Here is a 13,838-nt window from a genome sequence, read left to right as displayed (position 1 = left end):
ATCACCAAACGTCTTATTCCAAACTGATCTTAAACAGTTCTTAACAAGCAACGGAAAGAAGTTTCTATCACTCAAAATTAGTCACACCATAGAAATAGAAACGGAGAAGCCTAAATTAAAAAAACTTTACAAGCCTAATAACCTCAACAAAAACAAAAAAGCCCTTCCCTTCTATAATAAAAAGGAAGAACTTTATTTTCTCATTCGATTAATCACACACTCAACCAACATTACCAGAAACCATCACTCGATGTCTTTGCTCCCGTTTATATTGTTGAATGATTTTTAACGCTCGTTTTCTTGTTTTTCTATTTCTACACTTCAATCGTCTCCGTGCACTTGAAAGATCCTGTTTCTCCATCAAATCACCTCTTTGCATCTATTTGTCGGTTACTTTTTATAACTACCAGCTTGCTTTGTGTACACCTGGTATCTGTCCTTGATGTGCCAATGTTCTAAAATTGATGCGGGACATACCAAATTTACGCATATAGGCTCTTGGTCGTCCGTCGATCAAATCACGGTTTTTCAAGCGATTCGGATTAGAATCTTTAGGCAATTTTGCCAATGCTTCATAATCTTTATTTGCTTTTAATTCAATGCGTTGTTCCGCGTATTTTTCAATCAACGCTTGTTGATGTTTCGCTTTGGCAATCTTTGATTTTTTCGCCATTCTTTTTTCACCTCTTTTTAAATCGTAATCATTACTGTTTAATAGAGATAAGAATAACATCAAATAAAACAAAACACAAGTTTTTATGTAAAAAAACTTACCGACACATTTACAAGACTTGGTGTTCCCTAAAGAAAATGTTCTACCTGTCTAGCTAAACATCGATTTAATAACGCTTATGTTCGCTTTTTATTTATTACTTTTTAATATTCAACATGTACCCTTTAGATCGAACTGTTTTTATTAAACCAGGATTGGTTGTGCTAATTTCAATTTTATTACGTAAATGAAAGATAATATTCGCAATTCGGTAATTTTTATCTTCAATATTCTTTTCACTATTCCATAGTTCTTTTTTTAATTCCTCATAAGTAATTGTTTGACCAGCATTATTATATAAAATCTCTAGCGCTTTATATTCTTTTTTAGTTAAAGAAACCTCTGTTTCTCCATCTATTAATGCACCTATATTTCTAGGCACTAGTTCTATTACTTTACTCGAAGTGATGTCCGATATTGTCGTTGTCAACTGATTACTTTTATCAGAATAATGAGTGAGTAGATTAGTCAAGGTATAAAAGAGTTCTTCGGACTCCATTTTCACAGGGAAACATGCTTGTACACCTAATTGCAGATAAATAATATTTGAATAAGAATCGTTGGTTGCGGATAATAAGTATATTGGTACTGCTACATTTTTTTTTAATTCTAACAGCCAATGACACGTTACCGACATTGTATCTTCGAAAATAACGATTGCATCCAATTTTTTATGATCTTTAACTTGTTCATTTATATTAATGATTGAAAGATGCCAACCCTTTTTAGACAAAAAGTTTAAATGTCTATTTTTTCCTAACTCTTTCATTGTCAAATATCCAATTTCAAACATTGTTACCCTCCATATTTCCGTAATATGCTTTTTCAAGCCTATAATATTTTTTACTATCATTTTTCAACCTGCTTGTAACACCTCTAATACCTATGTTCCATTTAAACTATCAAGTTATTGTTATTTCAAACCTTAGCAACTAACAATATTTACTGTAATTTTTATACGAAATGTGTTCATTTATTGATGTTTAGAGCTACTTGATTATAAAGCTTGTTTGAGAGTATCTAGTATAAGCAAGCCAAAACCTCCCATTTTAGTTGAGGCAATTGGCTTGCTCTTTAAACTATTTCATCACTATTTATCTTATAGAAAAGCTTCGCTCCACACTTTAAATTTATCAAAAAAAATGTTATTAAAGCTAAAGCTTCTGGTACATTTTCTTTTAGCGAAACGATTACTCACTTGGTCCGTCTACAATTTGCCATTCAAGTGTACCAGCATAGACATCTTTATAATTATGTCTATTTGTTTGTTTATAAAAGAGTCCATTTTGAGCATCCCAATCGTTGGAGATGTTAATGGTTCCTGCAATGGGATCACTATTGCCACTAGCTATTGTTTTAAAACTATCTATAATCGGTATGTCAATTGTCGAACCTGTTTTAGTTTTATAAGAATAGTTTCCTAATAGAGTTTTTGTTCGGCTCTTAAGCTCACTCGGTTTGACTTTCAACTGCCATTTTCCATCGATCCGATTATCAAAAATACTTAAATCATCAGCTCCAGAGATACTTAACACTTGGTCTGTAAAATCATCTAATTTCATATTTAGTGTAAATGCTTTGGGGAATTTTTCTAGTTTATATTCTCGAACCATTCCTTCAATAGTAAATACATTATTTGGATTATTCACAGCATCATCTAGAATCACTTTAAAGTTATCACCAATGTTTGTAGTAATTTCTACTGCTGGATTTGCGGGGCCATCATAGAGTACCAAACCAGTATTTTGATTCACAATTTTAAACGTGTGACCTGCATAAAGGTCTACTCGCGCATTCGTTGAGTTTTTAATGTGTAAATCAAAATATCCACTATTCTTAGAATCAAAAGGTTTAATTTTCATTCCATTGCTTGTAGCAACGAAATTAGAAATTCCTGAAAGCTTTAAAGAAGCGGTTGATGTAACAAATGAATTTCTCCGTTGTGCATCCGTTGAATTCGCCATAAAAGTTGGAATTCCATCAGTGTTAACCGTCAATTGTGAATCACGTATATCAAAATTAGTAAACGTTTGTTTAAATTCTGGTAGGCTCCCAACGAGCATATTTCCACCAATCTGTAATTGAACAAGTTTAGGCAAGTTATTTAACCCAACTGGAAGTGTACCTGTTAATCCGACATTTTTCTCTAAATCTAACAATGTAAGTTCTTTTAAATTGGTTATAGTATTTGGGATCGATCCAGTAAATATATTACCGTTAATTTGAAGTTTTGTTAATTTTGTCAAATTCCCAAGTTCAGGAGGCAACTGTCCTTCCAATTTTGTTGATCTCAAACTTAATTCAGTTAAGTTTTGTAGTGCATCGATCCGAGGTGGAATGTGTTGTCCAGTATATCCTAGCCAAGCAGGTGCCAAAGAAATTGCAGTAATTTTTTGCAAATCTTTCATATAAACATCCTTACCAATTTGCTTTGGTTTTAGTTGATTGTTTATTTCATTGATCAGCCATTCCTCATTGTCAAAGTATTCTGGCATTATAGGATTATTTACAACAGTGATCGGTACAGTAACAACGAATGTCATACTGGGATTATTTTTACTGCTCAATGTAACCTTAAGCGTATCACTTCCCAACGTTCTAAACACTTTTTTTTCTACATTAAACAGAACCACATCATCTGGAGTAGAACTATAGACATTTTTCACTAAATTTATTGGATCCAATGATGTACTGTCTGTATCTTGCTCGACTTCAGTTGGAACAGGTTCTCCTGTTAAGAACGGTGTGATCATTGCTATAGCGCTATTTGAACCTGATTTTTTTCTCACTGTCCCCACGACTCGCTCATTATAAGTTGACATAGGTATTTCATATTTTTTTGTGGTCGCATTATAATGATTTTTCAAATTTTCCAGATTAAATGACTTTAATTTTAGTTTAATCGTGATATAGTTCCCTTTAAGAAATATCAAGTCATTTTTTGTTAAAGACAGTTTGAATTTTTTAGTCCCACTGTTTGGTGATTCATTCACACTAGTCAAAGTAACATCTAACTGTTTTGTTACATCCTTTCCCTCTTGGTCTAAAATAGAAAATGAACTTTCTTTCAAATCTTTGATACTATTCTCAGTATCGTCTAAAAATATATCTAACTGATCAGGATAATAAGTATCAAATGTTAATGGAAGTGATTGAATCACTTCAAAATTTGCTGAAAATTCTGGTGGTGAATTAGGCGAATCAAATCCGTAAATCAATGGAGTATTATACTCAGGAGTAAAAGGTATTTTAGACGTTCTCTGAAAAATACTTAGAGCTGAGCTCTGTCCCACAGTTGTTTCTCCCGGCTGATACCCCGATTCCACTTGACGTATAGAAATGGCTTGTTCATTCCCTACAATTACATGTCCATTAAGACTAATACCACTTGAAGCAACTAATAGCTCATCAGTAGCTCTATATGAAAAATTCGTATTTTCATAATTCGAAGTATCAAAGGTTAATCTAGTTATATCTTTCGTATTTATTGAACCTACAGCTGATACATGACGATTCGTATAATTAATTGGAAAGTCAAAATATGCCGGAGTAGTTATACCTTCAATAGTCGCTTTATCTGTATAAACAGGTCTAAATTTTAAAATGTTTTTATTGTTAAGAGGCCCGCCAGTCATTGAGTCAATCTTCGGCAATTTCCAATAAAAATTTTGAGTGCTTTCCTCAAAAAAAAGTGCATAAAGATTTCTGTCACTAGGAACTTCACGGGCCTCAGACGTTATCTCCAGACCAACCTCTCGATTTTCTAAAGTGCCTAATCCCCTCAAGATGATCCTATCACCATAGGAAAGAGGATACCTATAATAAGTATCAGTGGGTCTATCTTTCCTAATGAAGTCAATACTTCCACCGGGTTTATGAATCTCGATAGACTTAGCAAATTGCTCATTTGATCCACGTTGTTCAAGAATAACATATGGGCGATCTATCGGAAGAGGTTTACCAGAAATTATCGTTCCATTTTTATCAAATTTCAACAAATAATCACTATCAGTAGCTGCTTCGGCTTTCAGATTAAACATAAAAAGTATACTTAGTATTAAGAACACAAGAAAATAATTTTCCTTTTTCCTCATGATTGCATCCCTCCTCTATTGTTTTTTGCGCCACAAAAGAATAATGATAATAACCAACATCAGAAACACCACAGCACCTATTACAATCATGATAATCAACATCTTATTATTTGACTGCTCCACAAGTTCAACTGCTTCAGCATTAAATTGTTTTGCTTCTTCATTTGTTATATTAAAACGTTTCGTAAAATTCCATTTTCCTTGCTTTGAAGTTGCAGCAAGCGTTATTTCATAGTTTCCTGACTCAATTTCTTGATTCTCTAAAGAAATCGGTAAATCAAAATTTGAATTTGGTGCCATAGCGATATCGGATTGCTCAAATTTAAATAAACCGTCTTTGGAACCAATCTTACGAATACTTCCCTTAACGTTTAAAGCAGAGAGAAATGTCGGTTCAGTATTCTGTATATTAGCCGTAATCGCTGTTCTATAATTAAATAACGAGGCCTTCACATCGTTTAGTTTCAACTTAGGTTTAACTTCAGTAGTACTTTCCCTTATCTGAATTCCTAATACAAATGAAAATAAATTTTTAATTTGAACTTCTTCATCCGTCGATTTTTCTTTTGCCGCTTTTTCATTTGACTGCTCATAAATATTGAAGCCACCAACTATTTTTCCAGAAAAGGCTTTTTGAGGGACTTTTAATGTAAAGGTCACTTTCTTAGTAGCTAGTGGATCAATCGTTACAGCTTGCTTTTCTGAGAGCAATTTAGTAATAGGATAGGTTAAAGTCGAATCATATTTTTTAGGTTGAACACTATACTCTAATTCTCCATTTTGATTGGTTGTCGCAACTTTAGGTTCAACATATAACTTCAGTGTTTCTTTGCTGGTATTTTTGATTTCTAATTCTAACTCTTGAGTTGCTCCTGGTTTAACTAATAAATCAAAATAGGTTTTTTCCTTATCTATTTGATTTTCTGGAATCGTCGCTTTCACCGAGTAAGCCATACCTGCAGCATGACTATCTACAGGCATAAAAAAAATCAAACAAATCGCTGAAACGATCAAGCTATATTTCACTAAATTAATATACTTCATTTAACATTCTCCATTTACTAAATTTTACTCAGACGGAACATCATTTAATAACCAAGTTATCGCTGCTTTATATTCTGTATCTGGTCTTGCAGTTCTTGGTAATATCGCTATTTTTATATTTTCATTTACTCCCTTTTTTCGTTGCCATCTTGAAGCCCAAATTCCTTGCCCAGAATCTTTTTCTGCACTAAATATTTTCTTGAAATTACTATTAAGTGTTACACCATAGCTTTTAGGCGGAGTAGCATACTCTGATTTGTATCCCTCTACTACGCCGTTTTCTAATGTAAATTCAGCTCCAGTCAATACATAACTTTTAGGATCTTCAAGCGTTGGTTGTGAAACAAAATTAGATATTTTAGCAGATAAAGTCCAGCCGCTTAAGTTACCTCTTAAGTCAGATACCTGAATATATGGATTAGAGTTTGCGGCATATTCCAACTGATATAATCCACTTGGAACGATACTATTGAATGTAAAATTAGGGACTCTGTCAATTTTTAACAAACCGCTATTCCCTTCTCCATCATTTTCTGGATCTTCGGGATCTTTACCGAATTTGGGAGGAATTGTTTCTTCACTGCCTTCGATAATCGTCGTATTAATATCTGATCCTAGTGCATTGGTCAGTATCGTATTCGCTAAAGATTCTTCGCCCCAACAAAAAGTAATCAAAAGCAAACCGGCCAAAGCTACTCCACCCCTTTTTAATATACTCATTATCGACCCTCCTTTTTACTCACTCACCGAACAATTATGCTTCTGGTGTATTTGTCAACGTCCAAGTTAATTTACCAGTATAACTCGCTGCTCGAGCAGTATTTGGTATAGATAATTGAACCCCAGTTGTACGTTCAGGATTACTATTTTGTGCACCATTTCGCTCAAAAATATTAGTATAGCGCCCCATACCTTTTCCAACATCGGCTTTAAACACAGTCTTAGACGCATCTTTTGTTAATGTCACAGGAACTCCTAGCGCTTGATCAGTAACAACTTGACGGCCGGAAACAACCTCTTTCGTTGGAATTTGTAAAACCCAACCCTTCAGCTCTTCCTTTTGACCTGTTGTCATTGCTAACGGCTCTGTCATTGCAACTTTTACATTCCAACCTGTTCCATCACCAGTTACATCAACCACCTCTATTCCTGAATCATAACCGGTTGCTAAAGTTGCTGATCTTGTTTTACCAATAGGGATACTAGGGTATTTAAAATCAGAAACTGCTTTAATTACAAAGGGGCCTTCATTGGGTTCTTTATCTGAAATATTTTCCTCTGTCGGTCCTTCTCCAGCCCCAGCAGAAACTGTGACATCTACAGTTGATGTTGGATCAATAGCATGCCCTACATTTGGCAACATTACAGAACCTAACGCTATACTTAGAACTAAAACACTTATTTTTTGCTTTTTCATTTTCAATTCCTCTATTCTTTTTATATTTTGTTCAGCAGTTTACTACGATAACTTCCTCAAAGTTACTTTTTTTACTTAATAGTTACCTACGATAATTTCAGTTTAAATCGTGTCGTTCAATGTCCAAGTCACATTACCTGTAAATTCTTGTCCACTTAATTTACCTTGAGCTGCAACAGCTAATCTAACGTTTTTAATTTCAGAAGCAAATCCGCCTTTTCCAGCATCTTGTTTCCCTTCTAAAACTTTAACAGAGCCTCCGCCAGCAATAAGTTGTACGTCTTTGTTACCTGTAACTTTTGCATCTACGCCAGTTAAAGCAGTTAATTCACTTTCACCTGGTACAGGGATGTACATTGGTAAGTTTCCGTCTGCATCTCTAGCAGGCTCAACGAAAGATGAAACTGCACTAGAATCAAATCTCAATGTTGCTTGTAATTCTTTATTTTCAGTATTTGTTGTGTCTGTATTTTTCAATGCGCTCATTTTAGCTTCAACATTCCAGTCAGTTGTCACTGTATCTCTGTCTTCAAAAACAGATAAATATTGTTTTGTCGCACCTTTTTGTTGCTCATATGTTGCACTACTGTTATTGGCAGCTTTTGCAGTACCAAATGAGAATTGTGTTGGTTTTGCATTAAGGCTTAAAGCATCACCAAATGGTCCAGGTATAAGTGTAGTATCATCATCTGTTTCGAATTTGATACCTACATCTGTAGACGCTTCTTTCTCAGATGCTTCTGATGCCATTGGCGCTAAAATAGCTGCACATGATAAACCTAAAACTAATGTACCTAAAACTTTTTTATTCATAATTTTCTCCTAACAATTCTTTTTATTTTTACCTTTGAGGAAATTATCGTAGTAAACTGTTGAACAAAATTAAAAAATACGATTATATCTAATTCAACTCAAACAAATTAAGTTGATTCTGTATATAAATAAATAGATAAATCATCATACTAAAACATACTATTGAGATAACTAGTAATAACCAGTTCACTAATATTTTCTTTTTTTTCAATTTTAGCTTTTTCACTAATATGTTATCTCTATTAAGAGAGTACAAAAACAAGCCTAGTGAAACTATCCCACACGCGCCTAGTATATATAACCATATATATACATTCATAATAATGACTCTCCTTTATACAAATAAATCCTACCTTTTTCTATTGATCACTTTTGATCGAGATCCGATTTTTTATCTAAAATAAATACGAAGACAGTTGCAATTAGAATCATCATGCCTACCAGAAGTGACAGGTTTTTGATGAGTTCGCCTGTATTAGGTAAATTGAGCTTCTTAATCTTTGCCTCATTGCCATCTTTGGGTTTTGGTGTATTATCTTTTGGTGTAGGCTCATCACTACTGTCTATTGTTTTTTCAAATTGGATGCCCACTTCACTTTTGTCCAAATCCTCAGCCAATACGTTTACTGATGAGAGATGAATCATACTGACAAAAAGAACTAACCCAGTAAAAAATATTTTTATATATTTACTAGTCTCCTTATACACAACAATCATTCCCTTTTCTTATTTTTTTTACGCTTAGCAATATCCCCTTTTTCCTTCCTTTTTCTTGCTTTTTTTGCTCTTCTTCTTTTCATTCGTTCTTTAAGAATTTGTTTCCACCGTGCATTTCTAATAATAAGGGCAGTCGTTACTCCAATAATGAAAAGGATTGTCGCTACAACAACAAATGGTAACCATTTTGGTGATTCTAGTTTAAAGACTGTCTCTTCATTCAGTTTTTTTGCATATCCTTCGGAAATAGTAAACTCACTTTGCCATTTCCACTCGTCCTGTTCATTCTTGGCTGTCATATCAACAACATAATCACCAGCCTTAATGTCTTCTGCACCCCAATCTATTAAAAAATCATAGGTACTGTTAGGCGCCATTCTTGCATTGGTAACAGCTTGTCTTTTTAACACATTCGATGAACCCTTTTTTTTGACCGTCGCTTCAATATTTAAGTTATCTGCTATTTTAGGATCTGAGTTATGTATAACTGCTGAAATTTGCTTGCGTCCTAATGTCAAATCTGCCTTTGTAGAAATTAAATCTAAATTTTTTGCATCATCATACTCTTCATTTGTCTCACTAGTAATTAGACCGATTCGATATTGAAAGGCATTTTCAACCATTGATTTTTTCTTAGCGCTATCTTCTTCCTCAGCAAGATTAAATACAATCGCGCCTAACTTGATTCCTTCATATGAATCATTTGTTGGCGTTACAACGATATCAACTGTTTTTTCTTCAAAGTTTTCTAAGGTAATTTCTGGTTGTGACACTTTCGCAATTTCTGTAATCGGATTTTTTAAGGTTTCATCCACGTCTTTTATCAAAGGATCGTATTCAATATTTCCACCGATCCCTGTTGTTCCATTTAATAAAGATACTCGAACTTTGATTGGTTCTTCTACTGCAGCTTTTACTTTCACATGTAACACCTGTGACTCGTTCGGCTTTGTCTCAATAACAAAATAAGTTTTATTCGTTTCAATTTGAGTATCTGGTCGAATAGCTTGGACGCTGAACTCTAATGGTTGGTCTTTGTCCTCTTTTGCTATTGCTTGAACAGGAGAAATGCAAATGGCCGCAAAAGCTAGTATAATTAATTTGTGATACTTTACAATTTTCGTTTGCCGATCGATCATTTTAACTACCTCTCTAATTTAAATGCTAATTTTTATCATTATTATCAAAAAAATATTTTTAATAGTAATGATTTTTACAACTTATTACTGCACTTATCTTACAGTTATTCCTCATTCAAGAAAACAACAAGCAAGCGCTTTCAAATTACATTTAACTTTTTCATTTATTAATTTTATTTTTACCTCATAGAAAAAATGACATCTAAGCGCTTTCAAATTACAACCATCTCTATTTTTATTTTTAATTTATCTAAATCTTTATTTTTTTATTGGATTATCCTAGAATAGATTTATAATTGTTTTTTTTTATTTTTTTGAAAGGAGGAAAAAGATGATTAAGAATGCCACAATTTATGTAGTTGAGGATAATAATCTATATAGAAAAAAGATTATCTCCTATCTTCAGAACTATCATTCAGAATCGTTTACTTATGTAATATCTCCTTTGGATAATCATTTACTCTTTATGGAAGATATTCAAACACTAACCATTTCTGATAATGATGTTTTCTTTTTAGATATCGATTTAAAAACACAATATTCAGGTATCGACGTAGCCAAAAAGATTCGAGAACGCAATGATAAATGTCCGATTATTTTCTTGACAAATTTCGAAGATAAAGCCATTTCCATCATTAATAGTGAAATTTTCCCTCTTGGCTATCTCGTTAAAAATCCTATCGATTCAACTGAGCTAAAAACTACGATTGAAAATGTCCTTATGAAAGTTGAAAGTTTGACTAAGTCAACCTGGAGGCAAGATCAAGATATCACCACTTTTATGAATGGTTACGAATCAATTTATATCAATTGTAAAGATATCTTATACATTGAATCATTAAAAGGATTAAAAAGTCGGGTTTTAGTCAAAACTGTCGAAGAAGAATTGATCATAGAAGGAAAAATCGGCAAAATGAAAAGTAATTTAAAACAACCTTACTTATTTTCATCGCTTCAATCTTACATAGTCAATCTTGAAAACATCTCATCAATTAATCGAAAAAATGGCACAATTACATTCTTAGGAGAGCATGAACTTTTTGTGGGAACCAGAATCATTGATAAAGTGAAAAAAGGGTTAAAGGAGTATCAATATGCTAGATAGACCTTTTTTCATTTCACTGCTTGCTTTAAATTTTTTGCAGTTTCTATGGTTGTTCTCCTATAAAAAAGTATTGTCCCTTCGCGAGACAATACTCATGACCATTATTTTAGTTGTTCAATTTCTAGTTGGTTTTCTTACAGATGATCACTTAGTTATTTTGTTATTAATTCCCTTATTTATTTTGCAGTTTTTATTTCCTGCAAGAAGAATACAAAATTGGCTGATTCCTGCTTTATTCCTGAGCTTCGAAAATGCAATCGTCTTACTTTCTTGGCTTTTAACGTTAGATCTTTGGGATATTTTATTGATTTATCACTTAATATCAGCTGAAATTTATGCAAATTATCTAAATTTATTTATTTTTTTACAACAATTTATTTTCTGTTTATTGTTGGCTTATACAAATTATTTGAATAAACGCTTCAATATTACAAAGACTCTACATCTTTTACCTAAGAAATATCGTTTTTTAGCTATTTTACTCTTGTTTTCTTTATTTTTCACATTTGGATTACAACAATTCAGTGTTTTAGAGGGCTATTCTGCTCCTTTTTTTTATAGTTCTTTTATTATCATTTGCTTTACTGCTTTTCTTAGCTGGAATATTCTGCTTGTTGTTAAGGAGCAAAATGAGCAACAGTATATTACGATACTCAATGAAAAATATGAACAAGAAAAGGAAAGGATCGAGCGCTCCAATGAATTTCGGCATGATTACAAACAACTTTTATTAAGCCTTACTTCCTATCTAGAAATGGATGATACTAAAAAAGCGCTGACTTTACTCCATACAATCATTGATTACTCAAATTCACTTTTAACACCTAATTTATACAAAACAATTGCTCTGATTCATAATCCTCCGATTCAAGGTCTCTTAACCAATTTTCTTAAACGGTGCTTGGAAATCGATATTCCAATAAAGATTACCGTAACTGACACCCTGACGAATATCGATATGAACATTGTTGATTTTATTCGTTGTTTTTCTATTTTATTGGACAATGCGTATGAGGCAGTTCAAGAAACAAATAATCAATTGATTGAAATCATGATTACTGGTGACTCTCAATTTGTAAAGGTAACCGTTAAAAATACATATACAGAAGATAAAAATGTTCCTTTCCAATCGATTTTACAAAATAATTTTTCAACAAAGAAAAACCATCAAGGGAAAGGGCTATATATTCTTGCAAAAATAATCAATAAATATAAAAAGGCAAGCTATCAGGTAGCAAAGAAAGACAATCGTTTTATTGCTAGTTATTCCGTTCATAAATTAACAAAACAGTAACTTATTCGATAAATGTAGAATAGTAGTGTTTAACATTGCTCTCTACATTTTTTTATATCTATTTTTTAACAAAGGATAATTTGTGACTTTCCAGACTTTTTTTAATATGATTTTTCTACTTAAAGGAGTGCAAAAGCTATGGAACCTGCCTTAACAGCTAGATTGTTTGCTATAAGCTATCTTCAAATTATCTGGGTTTTGCTTTATCAAAAGTATATCAGCAAAAAGCAATCCATTATTTTATCCAGCATCTTGAGTTTAATTATTATTAGCAGTTTTTTTAATGTAGTACCTTATCTTTATTTACTATTATTTATTTTCTATACAACTTTAGCCATTTTTATTGTGTACCATGTTGACAGTTGGATTTTAATGGTACTGACTCTGTTTTTGTTCAACTCAGTAGTCATTCTTTCTTGGCTTTTTACCTATGATCTATTGAATTTCCTATTTCAATTACATGTTATTAGCACAGTTAAGTATCAGTCGCTTGTACCTTTTTCATTGTTTGGACAACAAGCTGCTATTTTTTTATTAAGCTTAGCCGCTAAAAAAATTGATGATACCTATTTGATTTCTGATTCTATTTTACATATTCGTAAAAGGTATAGACTCCAATCAGCTATTGCTCTTTTTTTTCTGATTCTTTTTATTGTGATTAGACAATTGGCTATTACATATTTTTTTGTCAAGTCATTCTTTTATCTGACATTTTTGTTGTTAACACTCTGTTTGATTGTATACTCTACTGCTTATTTATATAGTAAATATTATCAACAGCAGCAAAAAAAAGAAGCTTTATTTGAACAATATAATCAAGAACTAGAAAAAATTGTTATTTCAGATGAATTTCGGCATGACTATCGTAATATTTTATTGAGTTTGACAGATTATATCGAACAAGGGAAGTCCCAAGAAGCGCTCCAATACATTGACTCAATCGCTGATTATTCAAAAGATGTCTTGAATTCAGATCCTTATATGGGACTAGATAATTTATCTATCCCACCCCTTCAAGGTCTTTTAATGTATCTAGTCGAAACATGTAAGCAGGAACACCTTCAACTGCACTTTGATATCCCTGAAAGAATTCAAGAATATGATATCTCGATCCGCTTGATTGATCTTCTTCGCTGTCTATCAGCTTTGTCTGAATATGCCGTAAAAGAAACCAAAAGAAGAGCCGGCACTACTTTGTATGTGTCGATCACAAAGAACGCCCGTCAGCTTCGTTTTGTGTTTCAAAATAAAGCAGAGCAAAGTAACACAATCCAGACAATTGACTCAATCACCTCAAAAAAAAACTATAAAGAGCATGGTCTAGAAGATCTGATGAAAATCATCACTCAATACAATGAGTTGGATTTATTTCTTCAATCAGATATTAAGAACTTTTCAGTCTTGTTAACCCTTCAACGAGATCCCTGATACTAAAAAACAGCC

At 32.7% G+C, this 13,838-nt stretch carries 13 protein-coding genes; 3 read left to right on the top strand and 10 right to left on the bottom strand.

All coding sequences use genetic code 11. The features are described from left to right. Positions 1-220 precede the first annotated feature (220 nt). The 10 genes from BCR25_RS20400 to BCR25_RS11735 form a co-directional block, all read right to left on the bottom strand. Positions 221-361 (bottom strand): putative metal homeostasis protein, encoded by a 141-nt coding sequence (locus tag BCR25_RS20400; protein ID WP_169819015.1) that lies wholly within the window; start codon positions 359-361, stop codon positions 221-223. A gap of 42 nt (positions 362-403) precedes the next feature. Next, a complete protein-coding gene (gene rpsN, locus BCR25_RS11780) occupies positions 404-673 on the bottom strand; it encodes a 30S ribosomal protein S14 (RefSeq protein ID WP_069663799.1) in 270 nt (89 codons plus the stop codon). A 196-nt stretch (positions 674-869) separates the two neighbouring features. Next, positions 870-1,565: a DNA-binding response regulator gene (locus BCR25_RS11775; protein ID WP_069663798.1), complete on the bottom strand. Its 696-nt coding sequence runs from the start codon at positions 1,563-1,565 to the stop codon at positions 870-872. A gap of 397 nt (positions 1,566-1,962) precedes the next feature. Beyond that, positions 1,963-4,866 (bottom strand): hypothetical protein, encoded by a 2,904-nt coding sequence (locus BCR25_RS11770; RefSeq protein WP_069663797.1) that lies wholly within the window; start codon positions 4,864-4,866, stop codon positions 1,963-1,965. A 15-nt stretch (positions 4,867-4,881) separates the two neighbouring features. After that, a complete protein-coding gene (locus BCR25_RS11765; RefSeq protein ID WP_069663796.1) occupies positions 4,882-5,910 on the bottom strand; it encodes a WxLIP family cell surface protein in 1,029 nt (342 codons plus the stop codon). Positions 5,911-5,934: 24 nt separating this feature from the next. After that, positions 5,935-6,630, bottom strand: coding sequence for a WxL domain-containing protein (locus tag BCR25_RS11760; RefSeq protein WP_069663795.1), 696 nt, complete (start codon positions 6,628-6,630; stop codon positions 5,935-5,937). 34 nt (positions 6,631-6,664) lie between these two features. After that, complete coding sequence (locus BCR25_RS11755) at positions 6,665-7,327, bottom strand: WxL domain-containing protein (protein ID WP_069663794.1); 663 nt, start codon at positions 7,325-7,327, stop codon at positions 6,665-6,667. A gap of 102 nt (positions 7,328-7,429) precedes the next feature. Continuing rightward, complete coding sequence (locus BCR25_RS11750; protein ID WP_069663793.1) at positions 7,430-8,140, bottom strand: WxL domain-containing protein; 711 nt, start codon at positions 8,138-8,140, stop codon at positions 7,430-7,432. A 366-nt stretch (positions 8,141-8,506) separates the two neighbouring features. Next, positions 8,507-8,857, bottom strand: coding sequence for an EF2685/EF0750 family sortase-dependent surface protein (locus tag BCR25_RS11740; protein WP_069663792.1), 351 nt, complete (start codon positions 8,855-8,857; stop codon positions 8,507-8,509). Next, a complete protein-coding gene (locus BCR25_RS11735) occupies positions 8,854-9,996 on the bottom strand; it encodes a WxLIP family cell surface protein (RefSeq protein WP_069663791.1) in 1,143 nt (380 codons plus the stop codon). Before BCR25_RS11735 ends, BCR25_RS11740 begins: the two co-directional genes overlap by 4 nt. A 331-nt stretch (positions 9,997-10,327) precedes the next feature. On the opposite strand from BCR25_RS11735, the gene BCR25_RS11730 reads away from it, so the two are divergent. The 3 genes from BCR25_RS11730 (at position 10,328) to BCR25_RS11720 (ending at position 13,823) form a co-directional block, all read left to right on the top strand. Beyond that, positions 10,328-11,101, top strand: a complete 774-nt coding sequence (locus BCR25_RS11730; RefSeq protein ID WP_069663790.1) for a LytR/AlgR family response regulator transcription factor — start codon at positions 10,328-10,330, stop codon at positions 11,099-11,101. Between the two features lie 94 nt (positions 11,102-11,195). Further along, positions 11,196-12,395, top strand: coding sequence for a sensor histidine kinase (locus BCR25_RS11725; RefSeq protein WP_245792132.1), 1,200 nt, complete (start codon positions 11,196-11,198; stop codon positions 12,393-12,395). A 138-nt stretch (positions 12,396-12,533) separates the two neighbouring features. After that, positions 12,534-13,823, top strand: coding sequence for an ATP-binding protein (locus BCR25_RS11720; protein WP_069663788.1), 1,290 nt, complete (start codon positions 12,534-12,536; stop codon positions 13,821-13,823). Positions 13,824-13,838 lie beyond the last annotated feature (15 nt).

Source organism: Enterococcus termitis (genome assembly GCF_001730305.1).
GTDB classification, from domain to species: Bacteria; Bacillota; Bacilli; order Lactobacillales; family Enterococcaceae; genus Enterococcus_L; species Enterococcus_L termitis.
This window is presented reverse-complemented; position numbering and strand designations above follow the sequence as displayed.